This window comes from Streptomyces sp. NBC_01689 (assembly GCF_036250675.1).
Taxonomy (GTDB): Bacteria; Actinomycetota; Actinomycetes; order Streptomycetales; family Streptomycetaceae; genus Streptomyces.
On record NZ_CP109592.1, the window covers coordinates 1,925,794 to 1,939,964 of the forward strand.

The following is a 14,171-nucleotide window of genomic DNA, read 5'->3' on the forward strand; positions in this document are numbered from 1 at the left end:
CTCCCTGAGCAAGGACTCCCCTGACGCCCGCCCGCCGCGTACTCTGCTTTCATCCGATGATCGATTCCTAGGAGCCGCGATGCGTGTCGCTCTGTTCCTGACCTGTGTCAACGACACGCTCTATCCGGACACCGGCCGCGCTGTGGTGAAACTCCTGACCAGGCTGGGCGTCGAGGTCGACTTCCCGATGGCCCAGACCTGCTGTGGCCAGGCGCACTACAACACCGGGTACCGGCATCAGGCAGAGCCCCTGGCCCGTCATTTCTCCGATGTCTTCGGCGAGTACGAGGCCATCGTGACGCCCTCCGGCTCCTGCGCCACGATGGTGCGGGAGCTCTATCCCCGGATGGGCGAGCGGGCCAGGGCCGAAGGCCGCGGGGACACCCTCACGGCCACCCTCGCCCCGGTCGTGCCGAAGACGTACGAACTGACCGAGTTCCTGGTGGACGTGCTGGGCGTGACGGACGTCGGCGCGTACTACCCGCACACCGTGACGTACCACCCCACCTGTCACGGACTGCGCGGTCTGGGGCTCGGGGACCGGCCGCGGCGGCTGCTCCAGGCCGTCAGGGGTCTCGAACTGCGTGAACTGCCCGGCGCCGACGAGTGCTGCGGCTTCGGCGGCACCTTCGCCGTCAAGAACCCCGACGTCTCCGCGGCGATGGGCGCCGACAAGGTGCGCAACGCCGAGTCGACCGGCGCGGACGTCCTGTGCGCCGCCGACAACTCCTGTCTGATGCACATCGGCGGCACGATGACCCGGCTGCGCACGGACCTGCGGCCGGTCCACATCGCGGAGATCCTCGCGAGCACGGAAGGAGACCCGCGCGCATGAGCGGCACCTTCGTCGGCATGCCGGCCTTCCCCGAGGCCGCCCGTGAGGCGGTCGGCAACCCCACCCTGCGGGGCAACCTCCGCCACGCCACCCACACGATCCGCGCCAAGCGCGCCGTCGCCGTGTCCGAACTCGACGACTGGGCGGCCCTGCGCGAGGCCGGCAAGCAGATCAAGGACCACACACTCCGTCATCTCGACCGCTACCTCGTGCAGTTGGAGGAGTCCGTCACCGCCGCCGGCGGCGTCGTGCACTGGGCGGCCGACGCGGACGAGGCCAACCGGATCGTCGTCGGGCTCGTCAGGGCGACCGGGGAGAGCGAGGTCGTCAAGGTCAAGTCGATGGCCACCCAGGAGATCGGTCTCAACGAAGCCCTGGAGGCCGCGGGCATCCACGCCTACGAGACCGATCTCGCCGAGCTCATCGTGCAGTTGGGCAAGGACCGTCCCTCGCACATCCTGGTCCCCGCCATCCACCGCAACCGTGGCGAGATCCGCGAGATCTTCGCCCGTGAGATGAGCGAGTGGGGTCGCCCGGCGCCCGAGAACCTCACCGACACACCCGCCGAACTGGCCGAGGCCGCCCGGCTGCATCTGCGCGAGAAGTTCCTGCGCGCCAAGGTCGGCATCTCCGGCGCCAATTTCATGGTCGCCGAGACCGGCACGCTGATGGTGGTGGAGTCCGAGGGCAACGGCCGGATGTGCCTGACCCTGCCCGAGACGCTGATCTCGGTCGTCGGCATCGAGAAGACCGTGCCGACCTGGCGGGACCTGGAGGTCTTCCTGCAGACCCTGCCCCGCTCCTCGACCGCCGAGCGCATGAACCCGTACACCTCGATGTGGACGGGCACCACGGACTCCGGCGCGGCGGACGGCCCGCGGACCTTCCACCTGGTCCTGGTCGACAACGGCCGCACCGACACGCTCGCCGACGAGGTCGGCCGCCAGGCGCTGCGCTGCATCCGCTGCTCGGCCTGTCTCAACGTCTGCCCGGTGTACGAGCGGGCCGGCGGCCACGCGTACGGCTCGGTCTACCCCGGCCCGATCGGCGCGATCCTCAGCCCCCAGCTCCGGGGCACCGGGAGCGAGATCGACGCCTCCCTTCCGTACGCCTCCTCCTTGTGCGGTGCCTGCTACGAGGTCTGCCCGGTCGCCATCGACATCCCGGAGGTCCTCGTGCACCTGCGCGAACGGATCGCCGAGGGGGGCCAGGTGACGCGGCAGGGCAACAAGGCGGTCCTCAAGCCCGCCAAGGGACATGCCGCCGAGCGGGCCGCCATGCGCGCGGCGCGCTGGGCGTTCGGTCACCCCGGCGCGCTGCGCACCGGCCAGCGGCTGGCGTCCCGGACACGCCGTTTCCATCCGCGCACCCTGCCCGGACCCGGCCGGGCGTGGAGCGCCACCCGGGACCTCCCGGCGGTGCCCGCGGAACCGTTCCGCGACTGGTGGCAGCGGACCCGAGGCGGAAAGGACGTACCGAAGTGAGCAGCAGGGACCTGATCCTGGGGCGGGTGCGACGCGCGCTCGCCGACGTCCCCCGGAACGACACGCCGTACGAGCAGGCCGTGCAGCGGGAGTACCGGCGCGAGCACGGCGACCGGAGCACGGCGCGGACGGTGGACCTGCTGGCGGAGAACCTGGCGGACTACCGGGCCCTCGTGCACCGCTGCGCGGCCGGCGACCTGGCGAGGACCGTCGCCGGACTGCTCGACGCGCACGGCTCGGCCTCGGTCGTGGTACCGGCCGGCCTGGACGGGACATGGCTCGCCGAGACCGAGGTGACGCGTGTGCCGGACCGCGCCGAGGACACCACGGCCGCGCTGGACCGGGTCGACAGCGTGGTCACCGGGTGCGCGCTGGCGATCGCCGAGACGGGCACCCTGGTGCTGGACGGCGGGCCCGACCAGGGCCGCCGCCGGATCACGCTCGTCCCCGACCACCACATCTGTGTCGTCCGGGTCCCTGGACAGGTCGTCGCCTCCGTGCCGCAGGCCCTGGAACGCCTCGACCCGGCCCGCCCGCTGACCTGGATCTCCGGCCCGTCGGCGACCAGCGACATCGAACTCGACCGGGTCGAGGGGGTGCACGGGCCCCGCACCCTGGAGGTGGTGCTGGTGAGCGAGGAGTGACCCACGCGGTTAGCGTGAGGAGATGATCCGGTTCGAACAGGTCACCAAGCGCTATCCGGACGGCACCACGGCCGTGGACGGCCTCTCGTTCGAGGTCGCGGAGGGTGAACTCGTGACGCTCGTGGGCCCGTCGGGCTGCGGCAAGACGACGACCATGATGATGGTGAACCGTCTGATCGAACCGACCGCGGGCCGGATCCTCGTGGACGGCGAGGACGTCGCCGCGGTCGACCCGGTCCGGCTGCGCCGCCGGATCGGGTACGTCATCCAGCAGGTCGGGCTGTTCCCGCACCGGACCGTCCTCGACAACACGGCGACGGTCCCGACGCTGGTCGGCTGGAAGCGGGCGAAGGCCCGGGCCCGCGCCGCCGAGCTGCTCGACCTGGTGGGTCTGGACCCCACGACGTACGGGTCCCGCTATCCGGACCAGCTGTCCGGCGGTCAGCGCCAGCGGGTCGGAGTGGCGCGGGCGCTCGCGGCGGACCCGCCCGTCCTGCTGATGGACGAACCCTTCGGGGCGGTCGACCCCGTGGTCCGCGAGCAGTTGCAGGACGAGTTCCTGCGGATGCAGGCGTCGGTGCGCAAGACGGTGCTGCTCGTCACGCACGACATCGAGGAGGCGGTCCGGCTCGGCGACCGCATCGCGGTGTACGGGCAGGGCCGCATCGAGCAGTTCGACACGCCGGGGGCCGTCCTGGGCACGCCGGCCACGCCGTACGTCGCCGAGTTCGTCGGGGCGGACCGCGGACTGAAGCGGCTGTCGGTCACCGAGATCGAGCCCGACGACCTGGAACAGCCGCCCGTCGCCCGCATGGACGAGCCCGCCGCGGAGGCCGCCGCGCGGCTGCGTCCGGGGAACGCCCGCTGGGCCGTGGTGCTCGACGCCGAGGACGATCTGCACGGGTGGGTGGGTGTCGACGAGCTGGCCGGGGGCGGGTCCGTCGGGGACCACGTCCACCGGATGAACTCGTGGGTCCCGGTGGGCGCACCGCTCAAACAGGCGTTCGGCGTCATGCTCCAGCACGACGCGGGGTGGGTCGCGGTACTGGAGGGCGCGCGGTTCCTCGGCGTCCTGACCCCGGCGAAGCTGCACGAGGCCCTGCGGCGCTCGGTGGACGCGGATGCGCGGGGGGTGGGGCGCGGGGAGGTGACGTTGGACTCCGTCCCCGACAGCTGAGCGGTGTCGCTCCGCTGGGTTGGGGGGTGAGGGGGTGGGGTGAGGGGGTGGGGTCGGGTGCGGGTGGGTGGGGGTTGCGCGCGCCGTTCCCCGCGCCCCTTACGGGGCGTCTGCGGGCGGCGGTGGTGAGAGGTGTGCGCATCCCCGGCGGGATTCCACTGCCGGTAGGTGGGGGTTGCGCGCGCCGTTCCCCGCGCCCCTTACGGGGCGTCTGCGGGCGGCGGTGGTACGGCGTGGGCGCATCCGGTGGAGTTCGCCCGTCGTACCGTGGATCGCTCACGTCGGTCGTTTCAGCAGGCCCTTCTCCTTCAGGTAGGTGCGCGCGACGTCCTCCGGGAGCCGTCGCCAGCTGTCCACCTGCTGGTTCATCGCGGCCAGGTCCGCCGTCGTGAGCACGCCGTTGAGCGCGCCGAGTGCCTTGGTGACGCGCTCGCTGCCCGCGCGCGAGCGGTTGACGACCGGCACGATGTAGTCGGCGTTCTGCAGGTGCTTGTCGTCGGCGAGCAGCACGAGCCCGAACTCGCCCAGGGTCGCGTCCGTCGTCGTGGTGAGGACCATCTGGTCCCGGCCGCTCTGCACCGCCTTCTTCGCCTGGGTGGTGCCGACGCCCTTCGGATCGACCGCGGTGACGTCGATGCCGTACGTCTTGCGCAGCCCCGGTTCGCAGTACGGCCGCTTGACGCACTCGTCGCCCGCGGCGAGCCGCACCTTCAGTCCGGACGCGCCGAGATCGCTGAGGGTCTTCAGCCGGTGCTGCCGGGCGTACGCCCCGGTCACGGCGAAGGCGTTCTGGTCGACGGCCCTGCCGGGGGCGAGGACGGTGAGGCCGCGGGGCGCGGCGAGCGACCGCAGCGCCTTCATGGTGGCGGTGAGGTCGGGCGAGCCGACCGGTGGCGCGTCGGGCCCGTGGGCCTTGGCGTCGAGCCAGTCCGCGAAGGTCGCCGCGTACTCCGGGACGACGTCGATCTGACCGGACTCCAGGGCGGGTTCGTAGAGTTCCCGGTTGGCGACCGTGAGCATGGAGGTCCTGTACCCGGCCTGCCTCAGCAGCAGGGAATACATCTGGGCCAGCAGGTCGCTCTCGGTGAAACCGGCCGAGCCGACGGTCAGATGTCTGCTGTCACCGGGAGGCGCGGTGACGGCGTCGCGGTTCTCCAGCGAGGGGCCGGTGGCGCACCCGGCGAGCAGGAGCATCCCCGCGAGGGCGGTGCACCCCTTCATCGGCGGCCTCTGGCCAGGCGTGGCGCGAGCCGCTCGGCGGTCTCGAAGATCCCCTCGACGATCAGCGCGAACCCGGCGACCAGGACGGCGCCGGCGACGACCTGCGGGGTGCTCGCCAGGTTGAATCCCGCGGTGATGATCCGGCCGAGCCCGCCGCCGCCGGCGAGCGCGGCGATGGTGGCCGTCGCGACCAGCTGGACGGCGGCGATCCGCACGCCGTTCATCACCATCGGGAGCGCGAGGGGCAGTTCGACCCGGAACAGCGTCTGCCGCCCGGTCATCCCCATCCCGCGGGCCGCCCGCACCACGCTGCGGTCGACCTCGCGCATGCCGACGTACGCGTTGGTGAGCAGCGGCGGGACGGCGAACAGGACCAGCGCCACGACCGTGGGCCCCTCGCCGTACCGGCCGAGCGGGGTGAGCAGCAGGAGGACGAGGACGGCGAAGGTGGGGACGGCCCGGCCGACGTTGGAGATGTTGACCGCGAGCGCGCCGCCCTTGCCGAGATGGCCGAGGACGAGGGCGACGGGCAGCGCGATCAGGCAGCTGACGACCAGACAGACGGCGGTGAGGACGAGATGCTGGGCGAGGCGGTGCCAGACGCCGTCGTCGCCCGTCCAGTGCGCCGGGTCGGTGAGCCAGTGCCAGGCCTCGGCCAGGGTGTTCATCCGCGGGACCCCCGGGTCCAGGGGGTGATGAGCCACTGCAGTCCGAGCAGCAGGAGGTCGGCGGCGACGGCGATGACGACGCACAGTACGGACGCGGTGAGGACCTGTGCCTTGAAGTACGTGTTCATGCCCGCGTAGATGAGGTTTCCGAGGCCTCCGAAGCCGACGATCGCGCCGACCGTCACCAGCGAGACCGCCGACACCGTGGCGATCCGCAGTCCGGCCATCGCGGCGGGCACGGCGAGCGGCAGTTCCACGGTGAGCAGCAGCCGGACGGGCCCGTAGCCCAGACCGCGCGCGGCCTGCCGGGTCTCCTCGGGGACGGCGCGCAGACCGGCGAGGACGTTCCGTACGAGAAGGGTCAGCGAGTACAGGACGAGGCCGGCGACGACGAGTGCCGCGGAGAGTCCGTACACGGGCAGGAGCAGCGAGAACATCGCCAGGGACGGGACGGTGTAGAGGACGGTGGTCACCGCCAGGACCGGTCCCGCGGCCCAGCCCCAGCGCCGGGCGAGAACGGCCAGCGGCACCGCGACGACGAGTCCCAGCAGGACGGCGACCACCGTGAGCTGCAGGTGCTGGACGACGGCGTCCAGGAGGATCTGGCGGCGGGTGCTCAGATACGCGCCGCAGATCCACTCGTTGCGCGCGAGGCAGTCGTCCGGAGGCGCCGTCATCTGTCCATTGCAGCGGGCGGGCAGGGGGGCGGCGCGTTCTGGTGACCCGTACGGGGTGCCGCCGGACGGACGCGCGGACGACGGTTCCGGGCCCGGCGCCGGGGCCGGCCGGTATCGGGCGGAATGCGGCGGCCCGATGCGCGGTAAGGCCCTTTCCGTCCGCGTGACCGGTCTTCCGGTGGATATGCGGGGGCCGCCGGAATGGCTCCCCGGAATGGCCGCGGACGCGCGAGAATTCCGGACGGCGGCCCGTCCGGCCGGTCGGCCCGAATGTGTTTGGATCGAGCCCACCCAGGTAGTTCGAAGAGAGGCGGCCCGCTGGCCAACCATTCCCGGGAGGGTTCGGCAGTGAGCCCGCCCCCCGGCCGCCCGGACGGGGCGACCCCCCGGACGGCCGGGCAGGACCGTGCCGATCCGGCGGCCCCGCGCCAACGGGCTCCGGCCACGTCTACGCCGCCTCGGCGAGCAGCTGCTCGCGCAGGGTGCTGCAGCAGGTGCTGAGCAGCCGCGAGACGTGCATCTGCGAGATCCCGAGCTGCTCCGCGATGCCGAGCTGGGTCATGCCGCGGAAGTAGCGCAGATAGAGGATGGTGCGCTCGCGTTCCGGCAGGCCGCGCAGCGCGGGTTTGACCGCCTCGCGGTCGATGACCAGGTCGAATCCGGTCTCCGGCGCGCCCAGCGTGTCCGCCAGTGTGCAGCCGTCGTCCTCGCCGGGCAGCTCGGCGTCCAGCGAGAGGGTCGCGAAGCAGTCCAGCGCTTCGAGCCCCAGGCGTACGTCGTCCTCGTCCAGGTGGGCGCACGCGCCGATCTCGGCCACGGTGGGCTGTCGGCCCGGGGTGGTCTGGGAGAGCTCCCTGAGCGCGGTACGCACCCTGGCCCGCACTTCCTGGACGCGGCGCGGAACGTGCAACATCCACATATGGTCGCGGAAGTGCCGCTTGATCTCGCCGGTGACGGTCGGGACGGCGTAGCTCTCGAAAGCGTTGCCCCGGGCGGGGTCGTAGCGGTCGACGGCTTTGACCAGGCCCAGCGCCGCGACCTGCACGAGGTCCTCGACGGCCTCTCCCCTGCCGCGGTACCGGCCGGCGACCCGCTGCGCCATGGGCAGCCACGCCCGGACGATCTCGTCGCGCAGCGCCTCCCGCTCGGGCCCGTCGGGCAGCCGGGCGAGCCGGACGAAGGCCTCGCCGGTGTCGGGGGCGTCGTCGTGCGGATGATGCCTCGTGCTGACCGTGGTGTGCATGGCGCTCACCGCTCCCTCAGGGCTACTGACGGCAGTCCATGGGAGTGGGCGCACACCGGCGGACGGGGCACACCCGCGATCTGGCGGACCAGCTCCCACGGACGTGCCTCCTGTCCGAAGCACTGTGACTTAAATTACCCTATTTCGGTCATCCGGAACCTCTGGATTCCTTAAAGTGACGCCGGGCAGCCGGGCGACGCTGGAGCGTAGGGAATCGGCCGCCGAATTCGCCCGCGGATTTCCGTCCGGCCCCTTCGTCCGCCGCCCGCGCCGGTCGCACTCCGGCACTTCTCCCTCCGGAATTTCACGGTCGCGTATTCCCGTGGACGGGCGGAAAGCCGGCTCGGGAAACCCGCCGGAACACGGCGGGAGGCGGCGGGACCCGCCCGCCGCCTCCCGTGCCGTGCTCCGGCCGACGGGTGTCAGCAGATCCGCGGCAGCTGCTCCCCGATCGGCAGGTCGACCACCCTTGTGCCGCCCAGTCCCGTGCGCGCCACCACCATGCCGGGGTGGTCGGCCACCACCTCGCCGATGACCGCCGATCCGGCGCCCAGCGGGTGCGCCCGCATCGCGTCGAGCACGGCGTCGGCGTGCTCGCGGGGCACGAAGGCCACCAACTTGCCCTCGTTCGCGACATACAGGGGGTCGAGCCCCAGTACCGCGCACGCGTTGGCGACCGCGGGCGGGACCGGGACCTCGCGCTCCCGGACGACGACCCCGGTGCCCGAGGCCGAGGCGATCTCGTTCAGGGAGGCCGCGAGTCCACCCCTGGTGGGGTCGCGCAGCACGTGCAGGTCCGGGGTGACCGCGAGCATGGCGTCCACCAGACCGCCGAGCGCCGCGCAGTCGCTCTCGATCTCCACCCCGAACTCCAGGCCCTCCCGGACGCTCATGACGGCCACGCCGTGCACACCGATCGCACCGCTGACCATCACGACGTCGCCGGGCACCACCCGCTGCGCCCGCAGGTCCACGCCCGACGGGACGAGCCCGATCCCGGCCGTGTTGATGTAGATCCCGTCTCCATGGCCTGACTCCACCACCTTGGTGTCACCGGTCGCGATCTCCACGCCCGCGGTGCGCGCCGCGGCACCGAGCGCCTCGGCCACCCGGGCGACGGTCTCCATCTCGACCCCCTCCTCCAGGATGAAGCCACAGGAGAGATAGGCGGCCCGGGCACCGCTCATGGCGAGGTCGTTGACGGTGCCGTTGACCGCGAGGTCACCGATGCTGCCGCCGGGGAAGAACAGCGGCCGCACCACGAACGAGTCGGTGGAGAAGGCCATCCGCACACCGCCGAGCGTCACGGCCGCGGAATCACCCATCTGGGCGAGGACGCTGCCGCCGAACGCGGGCGCGAAGACGTGCTGGACGAGTTCGGCGGAGAGCGCCCCGCCCCCGCCGTGCCCCATGACGACACGGGGCTGGTCGCGCAGCGGGGCCGGGCAGGTCCAGGCCGCCGGGTCGAGGACGGGCATCCGCACGTCGGTGGTCTCCGTGGTGTCAGACAACGGGGGTCGCCTCCCGGGCGGCGGGGGTGAGGTCCAGCCGCCGGTAGAGGTAGTACGCGGCGCAGGCGCCCTCGCTGGAGACCATGGTGGCTCCGAGCGGGGTGCGGGGGGTGCAGAGGGTTCCGAACGCCTCGCACTCGTGCGGCTTGAGCAGGCCCTGGAGGACCTCGCCGCTGCGGCATTCGGCCGGTTCCCGGGTCTGGATGCCGTCGACCGAGAAGCGGTGCTCGGCGTCGTGGTCACGGTACTTGGCGGACAGCCGCCACCCGCTGTCGGGAATCACGCCGATCCCGCGCCACGCCCGGTCGGTGACCTCGAAGACGTCCTCCAGCATGGCCCGTGCCGCCGTGTTCCCCTCCGGGCGTACGGCACGGGGGTAGGCGTTGTCGACCGTGTGCTCGCCGCGCTCCAGCTGGGTCACGGTCCGCCGGACGCCTTCGAGGATGTCCAGCGGCTCGAATCCGGTGACCACGATCGGCACCCGGAAGCGCTCCGCGAGTTCCGGGTACTCCTCCACGCCCATGACGCTGCACACGTGCCCGGCCGCCAGGAAGCCCTGGACCCGGCAGCTCGGGGACCGCATGATCGCCTCGATGGCCGGAGGCACCCGCACGTGCGAGACCAGCAGGCTGAAGTTCCTGATGCCGAGCCTGCGGGCCTGGTACACCGTCATGGCGTTGGGCGGCGCGGTCGTCTCGAACCCGATGCCGAAGAAGACCACCTCGCGGTCCGGGTTCCGCTGGGCGATCCGCAGGGCGTCGAGGGGCGAGTAGACGACCCGCACATCCCCGCCCGCTCCCCGTACCTGGAACAGGTCGCGTCCGGTGCCGGGCACCCGGAGCATGTCGCCGAAGGAACAGAAGATCACCCCGGGGCGGGAGGCGATCTCCAGCGCCTTGTCGATCACCTCCAGCGGCGTGACGCACACCGGACAGCCGGGGCCGTGGATCAACTCCACCTTTTCCGGCAGGAGTTGATCGATGCCGTGCCGGATGATGGTGTGCGTCTGGCCGCCGCAGACCTCCATCAGCGCCCAGGGCCTCGTCACTGTGGAGTGGATGTCGTCGAGCAGCCGGCGCGCCAGCTCCGGGTCCTGGAACTCGTCGATGTACTTCACCGCCGGGCCCCCTCTCCCTCGGGCGGCAGGGTCCCGGCCGCCTCCGCGGCCAGGTCCCAGGGATCGCCGAACTCCTCCTGCAGCATGCCGAGGGTGGCGAACAGTTCCAGCGTCTGCTTCGCCGACTCCTCGTCCAGCCGCTGCAGCGCGAATCCGACGTGGACGATGGCGTACTCGCCGACCTGGAGGTCGGGCAGGTACTCCAGGCAGACCTCCTTGACCACGCCGCCGAAGTCGACGTTGGCCATCCGGGTACCGTCGCGTTCCTCGATGTCCAGCACTCTGCCGGGTACCGCCAGGCACATGGGCCTCTCCTCGCTGTGGGTCGTACGTCGTCGCCCGGGCCGGCCCGGGCCGGGCCGGGTCGTCAGTCGGTGGCCCCGCTCCGTTCCTCGGCACGGGCGGCCACCATCAGCTGGCCCAGGGCCAGGCCGCCGTCCCCCGGCGGCACCAGGTGGTGGCGCAGCACCGTGAAGCCGTCCGGGCGCAGGGCCGCCGCGCAGGCCGCGGAGAGCAGGGAGTTGGCGAAGACACCGCCGGTCAGAGCGACCGTGTCCACGCCGTGCCGCTCCCGTGCCAGCCCGCAGATCCGGTGGACGAGTCCGGCGACGGCCCGGTGGAAGCGGGCCGCGACCATGCCCGGGGCCACGCCCGCGCGCAGATCGCCGACGATCGCCGTGAACAGGGGTGCCGGGTCGGCCAGCAGGGGCGCCGGGACGGACACGGTGGCCTGGCGCGGGGCGCCGCCGCCCGGCCCGACGGTCCGCTCCGACGGCGCGCTTCGCACGGCGAACCCGTACGCTCCGGTGTCCCCCGCGGGCGCCGTCAGCGCGGCGGCCTCCAACTCGGCCGCGGCCTGGGCCTCGTAGCCGGAGCGGTGGCAGACGCCGGTCAGGGAGGCGACGGCGTCGAAGAGCCGGCCCATGCTGGAGGTGAGCGCGCAGTTCAGGTCACGCTCCAACTGCCGTGCCAGTACCCGGCGTTCGTCGGGAGGGCAGGCGGACGTGCAGGCCAGGTCCCCGGACCAGTCGATCCCGGCCGCCCGCAGATGCGCGAGCGCCATCCGGTACGGCCGGTGCACGGCGGCGTCCCCGCCGGGCAGTTGGACATAGGCCAGGTGCCCGAACCGTACGAAGCCGTCGTAGTCCGCGAGCAGGAACTCGCCGCCCCACACCGCTCCGTCGTCGCCGTACCCCGTGCCGTCGAAGGCGACGCCGAGCACCGGTACGGAGCCGTCGAGTCCCGCCTCGGCCATCGCGGCGGCGACATGGGCGTGGTGGTGCTGGACCCGTACGACGGGCCGTCCCGCCGCGTTCCGCGCGGCCCAGCGGGCGGAGCGGTATCCGGGATGCCGGTCCGCGGCCAGCAGTCCGGCCCGCACCGGCGTGATCGACTCCAGTTGGCCGACCGCCCGCTCGAATGCGTGCTGGGTGGCCAGGTCGTCCATGTCGCCGATGTGGGCGGACAGCCAGGCGCGCCGGCCCTCGCCGAGACAGAACGTGTTCTTGAGGTCGCCGCCGACGGCGAGGGCCGGACGTACCGGCACCGGCAGGGTCAGCGGCAGCGGCGCGTAGCCGCGGGCTCGGCGCACCATGAGCGGCTCGCCGTCGCACACCCTCAGCACCGAGTCGTCGCAGGGCACGTGGATCGGCCGGTCGTGGGTGAGCCAGGCGTCAGCCAGGTGCGCGAGCCGCCGCAGCGCCTCCCCGTCGTCGGTGACGATCGGCTCGCCCGAGACGTTGCCGCTGGTCATGACCAGCAGTCGGGGCCCGTCGGCGTCGCCGGGCAGACCGAGGAGGAGGTGGTGCAGGGAGGTGTACGGAAGCATCACCCCGAGGTCGGGGCTGCCGGGGGCGACGGAGTCGGACGGCCAGGGGGCGTGCGCGACGGGCGCGGTCCCGGCGCGGCGCAGCAGCACGATGGGACGGGTGGGGCCGGTGAGCAGACCGCGTTCCTCGGTGCCGAGGCGCACGAGGTGCGCGAGGTCGTCGAGGCCGCGGGCCATGACCGCGAACGGCTTGTCGCCCCGGGCCTTCCGGCGGCGCAGCAGGGCGACGGCGCCGTGGTTCGTGGCGTCGCAGGCCAGGTGGTAGCCGCCCAGTCCCTTGACCGCGAGGACCGCGCCGTCCGTCAGCAGCCTGCGGGCCTCGGCGACCGGATCGTTCCCCGTGACCGGCCGGGGCGGGCCGGTGTCGCCCGGCCGCGGCACGAGCAGCCGCAGCCGGGGACCGCAGGCCGGGCACGCGACGGGCTGTGCGTGGAAGCGCCGGTCGGCGGGGTCGGCGTACTCCCGCGCGCAGTCGGGGCACATCGGGAAGCCGGCCATCGTGGTGTGGGCGCGGTCGTAGGGCAGACCGGTGACGATGGTGAACCGGGGTCCGCAGTGGGTGCAGTTGACGAAGGGGTGGCGGTGGCGCCGGTCGGCGGGGTCGGCGAGCTCCCGCAGGCACGCCGCGCAGGTGGCGGTGTCCGGCGGGATCAGCGTCCGGGCCGGGCCGTCCGTGCGGGAGGCGAGGATGCTGAACGTGGTGTCGCCGGTGGCGGGCATCTCCTCGTGGTCGACGGAGTCCACCCGGGCCAGTGGCGGTGCGTGTACGGCGACACCGTCGCAGAACCGGGCGACGGCCTCGGGCGCGCCCTCGACCTCGGCGATGACGCCTTCCGGGGTGTTGGTCACGTGTCCGCGCAGGTCCAGGCCGGTGGCGAGGGTGTAGACGTAGGGACGGAATCCGACGCCCTGCACCACGCCCCGTACGAGGACCCGTCGGCGTGACGGCGTCCGGTCGAGGGCGGCGGCGGGGGAACGTGGTTCGCTCACGAGGGGGAGTGCGCCATGGCGCCGGTGCCGTCGGGGTGCTCGTGGACGTGCGGGCGGGCCGCGGCTCCGGCGTGCGCGGGGGTGTCCGTCCGGTGGGCCATCACGGGGTTGTGCGCGGGGGCGCCGTCCGCGGCCGCGAGCGCCCGGTCGAGCAGGGTCCCGATCCCGGTGTCCCGGCGGACCGAGGTCAGGACCACCTCGACGCCCGGGTTGACGCGTTCGACGTGGGCGCGGAACGCCGCCTCGTCGAACTCCACGGCCTCGGCGATGTCGGTCTTGGTGACGACGACCAGGTGCGCGAGACCGAAGGCGGTGGGGTACTTGAGGGGCTTGTCCTCGCCCTCCGTGACGGAGGCGAGGACGACGCGGAGGGTCTCCCCCAGGTCGTAGGAGGCCGGACAGACGAGGTTGCCGACGTTCTCGACGAACAGCAGCCGGGTGCGGTCGGGCAGCCAGCCCTCCACGTGACGGCGGAGCATCCCGGCCTCCAGGTGGCACAGCCCGTCGGTGAGGACCTGCTTGACCGGGACGCCCGCGCGCGCGAGCCGTCGCGCGTCGTTCTCGGTGGCGAGGTCGGCGGTGAGCGCCGCGACCGGCACGGACCGCCGCCGGGCCAGCTCCAGTTCACGTTCCAGCAGGGCCGTCTTGCCGCTGCCGGGGCTGGAGAGCAGATTGACGACGGTGGTGCCGCGGGCGGCCAGTTCCGCGCGCAGGGTGCGCGCGCTCTCGTCGTTCTTGGCGAGTACGGCTTGCTGCAGGTCGACCACACGGCACAT

The 14,171-nt window shown here is 72.8% G+C and carries 13 protein-coding genes; 4 read left to right on the forward strand and 9 right to left on the reverse strand.

Going from position 1 to position 14,171, the window contains the following annotated elements; genetic code table 11:
* The first annotated feature begins 79 nt into the window (after positions 1–79).
* Genes OG776_RS08265 through OG776_RS08280 form a run of 4 tightly spaced genes read left to right on the forward strand, consistent with a single transcriptional unit; the run spans position 80 to position 4,140 of the window.
* Positions 80–835, forward strand: a complete 756-nt coding sequence (locus tag OG776_RS08265) for a (Fe-S)-binding protein (RefSeq protein WP_148011262.1) — start codon at positions 80–82, stop codon at positions 833–835.
* Positions 832–2,319 carry a LutB/LldF family L-lactate oxidation iron-sulfur protein gene (locus OG776_RS08270; RefSeq protein WP_148011261.1) on the forward strand — a complete coding sequence of 496 codons (1,488 nt, stop codon included), beginning with the start codon at positions 832–834 and terminating at the stop codon, positions 2,317–2,319. Before OG776_RS08265 ends, OG776_RS08270 begins: the two co-directional genes overlap by 4 nt.
* Positions 2,316–2,963, forward strand: a complete 648-nt coding sequence (locus OG776_RS08275; protein ID WP_329319816.1) for a LutC/YkgG family protein — start codon at positions 2,316–2,318, stop codon at positions 2,961–2,963. The genes OG776_RS08270 and OG776_RS08275 overlap by 4 nt, the downstream gene beginning before the upstream one ends.
* 22 nt (positions 2,964–2,985) lie before the next feature.
* Positions 2,986–4,140 (forward strand): ABC transporter ATP-binding protein, encoded by a 1,155-nt coding sequence (locus OG776_RS08280; protein WP_329319817.1) that lies wholly within the window; start codon positions 2,986–2,988, stop codon positions 4,138–4,140.
* A 276-nt stretch (positions 4,141–4,416) separates the two neighbouring features.
* Here OG776_RS08280 and OG776_RS08285 read toward each other — a convergent pair whose 3' ends face one another.
* The 9 genes from OG776_RS08285 to hypB all read right to left on the reverse strand — a co-directional run bounded on the left by OG776_RS08285 (position 4,417) and on the right by hypB (position 14,171).
* A complete protein-coding gene (locus OG776_RS08285) occupies positions 4,417–5,361 on the reverse strand; it encodes an ABC transporter substrate-binding protein (protein ID WP_148011259.1) in 945 nt (314 codons plus the stop codon).
* A complete protein-coding gene (locus OG776_RS08290) occupies positions 5,358–6,029 on the reverse strand; it encodes an ABC transporter permease (protein WP_329319819.1) in 672 nt (223 codons plus the stop codon). Before OG776_RS08290 ends, OG776_RS08285 begins: the two co-directional genes overlap by 4 nt.
* Entirely contained in the window at positions 6,026–6,706 is a 681-nt protein-coding gene (locus OG776_RS08295) for an ABC transporter permease (protein ID WP_148011257.1), read from the reverse strand. Before OG776_RS08295 ends, OG776_RS08290 begins: the two co-directional genes overlap by 4 nt.
* A gap of 448 nt (positions 6,707–7,154) precedes the next feature.
* Positions 7,155–7,949 carry a SigB/SigF/SigG family RNA polymerase sigma factor gene (locus OG776_RS08300; RefSeq protein ID WP_329319822.1) on the reverse strand — a complete coding sequence of 265 codons (795 nt, stop codon included), beginning with the start codon at positions 7,947–7,949 and terminating at the stop codon, positions 7,155–7,157.
* 422 nt (positions 7,950–8,371) lie between these two features.
* A complete protein-coding gene (hypE, locus tag OG776_RS08305) occupies positions 8,372–9,427 on the reverse strand; it encodes a hydrogenase expression/formation protein HypE (RefSeq protein WP_329323673.1) in 1,056 nt (351 codons plus the stop codon).
* A gap of 25 nt (positions 9,428–9,452) precedes the next feature.
* Entirely contained in the window at positions 9,453–10,577 is a 1,125-nt protein-coding gene (hypD, locus tag OG776_RS08310; protein WP_148011255.1) for a hydrogenase formation protein HypD, read from the reverse strand.
* Positions 10,574–10,882, reverse strand: a complete 309-nt coding sequence (locus tag OG776_RS08315) for a HypC/HybG/HupF family hydrogenase formation chaperone (RefSeq protein WP_148011254.1) — start codon at positions 10,880–10,882, stop codon at positions 10,574–10,576. The genes hypD and OG776_RS08315 overlap by 4 nt, the downstream gene beginning before the upstream one ends.
* A gap of 62 nt (positions 10,883–10,944) precedes the next feature.
* Positions 10,945–13,395 (reverse strand): carbamoyltransferase HypF, encoded by a 2,451-nt coding sequence (hypF, locus tag OG776_RS08320; RefSeq protein ID WP_329319825.1) that lies wholly within the window; start codon positions 13,393–13,395, stop codon positions 10,945–10,947.
* Positions 13,392–14,171, reverse strand: coding sequence for a hydrogenase nickel incorporation protein HypB (gene hypB / locus OG776_RS08325; protein WP_148011252.1), 780 nt, complete (start codon positions 14,169–14,171; stop codon positions 13,392–13,394). Before hypB ends, hypF begins: the two co-directional genes overlap by 4 nt.

Excerpts from the sequence above, each read along its gene's own strand:
- OG776_RS08265 (WP_148011262.1), top strand. The coding sequence starts at position 80 with ATGCGTGTCGCTCTGTTCCTGACCTGTGTCAACGACACGCTCTATCCG.
- OG776_RS08270 (WP_148011261.1), top strand. The coding sequence starts at position 832 with ATGAGCGGCACCTTCGTCGGCATGCCGGCCTTCCCCGAGGCCGCCCGT.
- OG776_RS08280 (WP_329319817.1), top strand. The coding sequence starts at position 2,986 with ATGATCCGGTTCGAACAGGTCACCAAGCGCTATCCGGACGGCACCACG.
- OG776_RS08285 (WP_148011259.1), bottom strand. The coding sequence starts at position 5,361 with ATGAAGGGGTGCACCGCCCTCGCGGGGATGCTCCTGCTCGCCGGGTGC.
- OG776_RS08290 (WP_329319819.1), bottom strand. The coding sequence starts at position 6,029 with ATGAACACCCTGGCCGAGGCCTGGCACTGGCTCACCGACCCGGCGCAC.
- OG776_RS08295 (WP_148011257.1), bottom strand. The coding sequence starts at position 6,706 with ATGACGGCGCCTCCGGACGACTGCCTCGCGCGCAACGAGTGGATCTGC.
- OG776_RS08300 (WP_329319822.1), bottom strand. The coding sequence starts at position 7,949 with ATGCACACCACGGTCAGCACGAGGCATCATCCGCACGACGACGCCCCC.
- hypE (WP_329323673.1), bottom strand. The coding sequence starts at position 9,427 with ATGCCCGTCCTCGACCCGGCGGCCTGGACCTGCCCGGCCCCGCTGCGC.
- OG776_RS08315 (WP_148011254.1), bottom strand. The coding sequence starts at position 10,882 with ATGTGCCTGGCGGTACCCGGCAGAGTGCTGGACATCGAGGAACGCGAC.
- hypB (WP_148011252.1), bottom strand. The coding sequence starts at position 14,171 with ATGTGCCGTGTGGTCGACCTGCAGCAAGCCGTACTCGCCAAGAACGAC.